Raw genomic sequence first — 1,383 nt, forward strand, 5'->3', positions numbered from 1 at the left:
CAGTTGGAGGCGATCCTGCCCTTCAGCAAGAGCCGCGTCGAGACCGACGCCGAGATCGCGCTCGAAGGCGCCGTCGCCGGAGCCGACCGCGCCTTCGAGCGCGATCTCGGCGTCGGTCTCGACGCGGCTCTTGCTGAAGGGCAGGATCGCCTCCAACTGCTGCCTGTAGGTGCCGACATTGGCTCCGGCCAGACCAAGGATGGCGGGCGTCTCAGGGATCAGCTCCGGATCATGGCCGGCGGCGAGAAAAGCCTGCCTTGCCGCGTCGACGATGTTGGCGCGGGCGCCGGTGAGATCGGTGCGGATGTTGGCCGCGCCGCTCTTGGCGCGACCGACGACGGTGCCGTCGACGGTCGCAAGGGCCGCCCTGCAGCTGGTGCCGCCGCCATCGATGCCAAGCACGAATTTCACACGATTTTCTCCTCGCCGCGGATAATACCAATAAAATACCAATAGCCAAGCGTTAATTTCGGTTCAAAAAAAGATTAAGGCGTATTTTATTGAAAAAGCGCGGAAATTTGCCGGCAAGGCGAGTGCCGGGCACGAAAAACGTTAATGGATGTGGACAAGTGGTATTTTTTTGGTATGGTCCCCTTAGTTGGAGGAAAGCGGATGGCCGAGACGCGCACGGAAGCGCTTCATCAGAATGCCGAGGGGCTGGATGTCCAGACCCCGGATGCCATCCTTTCATTCCTGGCCAATGCCCAGATCGAGGCCGCCAAGGCCGTTCACGGCGCCATTCCGGCCATCGCCGAGGCCGCGGAATTGATCGCAAGGCAATTGAAGACCGGCGGCAGGCTTGCCTATGCGGCGGCCGGCAGCTCCGGCCTGATGGCGGTTGCGGATGCGCTGGAGCTTCCCGGCACTTTCGGCATCGCGCGTGACCGCATCGCCATCCTGATCGCGGGTGGCGACGAGGCGTTCCACACGCTTGCCGGCGGGCCTGAAGACGACATCGAGGAAGCCGCGGCGGCCGTGGGGAACGCCAATATCGGCAAGGGTGACTGCCTGATCGCCATCTCGGCCAGCGGCTCGACGCCTTACGCCGTGCAGGCCATCGGCGATGCGCGGCGCCGGGGCGCGGCGACGATCGCAATCGCCAACAACAAGGGCGCGCCGCTGTTCGGTGAGGCCGATGTCGCCATCCTGCTGGAAACGCCGCCGGAGTTGATCGCCGGCTCGACGCGCATGGGTGCCGGCACCGCGCAGAAGATCGCGCTCAACATGCTGTCGACGCTGACCGCCATTCATCTCGGCCATGTGCATGACGGCTACATGGTCAACCTCACCGCCGACAACATCAAGTTGCGCGACCGCGCGGTGCGCATGGTCGCCGCCATCACCGGGCGGAGCCGGGACGACGCGGCGCGCCTGCTCGAAGAG

The 1,383-nt window shown here is 64.5% G+C and carries 2 protein-coding genes; one reads left to right on the forward strand and one right to left on the reverse strand.

The window, feature by feature from the left end; all coding sequences use genetic code 11:
• A partial coding sequence (locus tag EOA38_RS36655; protein ID WP_281060170.1) for a BadF/BadG/BcrA/BcrD ATPase family protein occupies nucleotides 1–411 on the reverse strand: 411 nt, incomplete at its 3' end.
• 201 nt (nucleotides 412–612) lie between these two features.
• Here EOA38_RS36655 and EOA38_RS36660 point away from each other — a divergent pair.
• Nucleotides 613–1,383: N-acetylmuramic acid 6-phosphate etherase (locus tag EOA38_RS36660; RefSeq protein WP_127301505.1), on the forward strand; the 771-nt coding region annotated here is incomplete at its 3' end.

The sequence above is a fragment of the Mesorhizobium sp. M1E.F.Ca.ET.041.01.1.1 genome (assembly GCF_003997355.1).
In the GTDB taxonomy this organism is placed as follows: domain Bacteria; phylum Pseudomonadota; class Alphaproteobacteria; order Rhizobiales; family Rhizobiaceae; genus Mesorhizobium.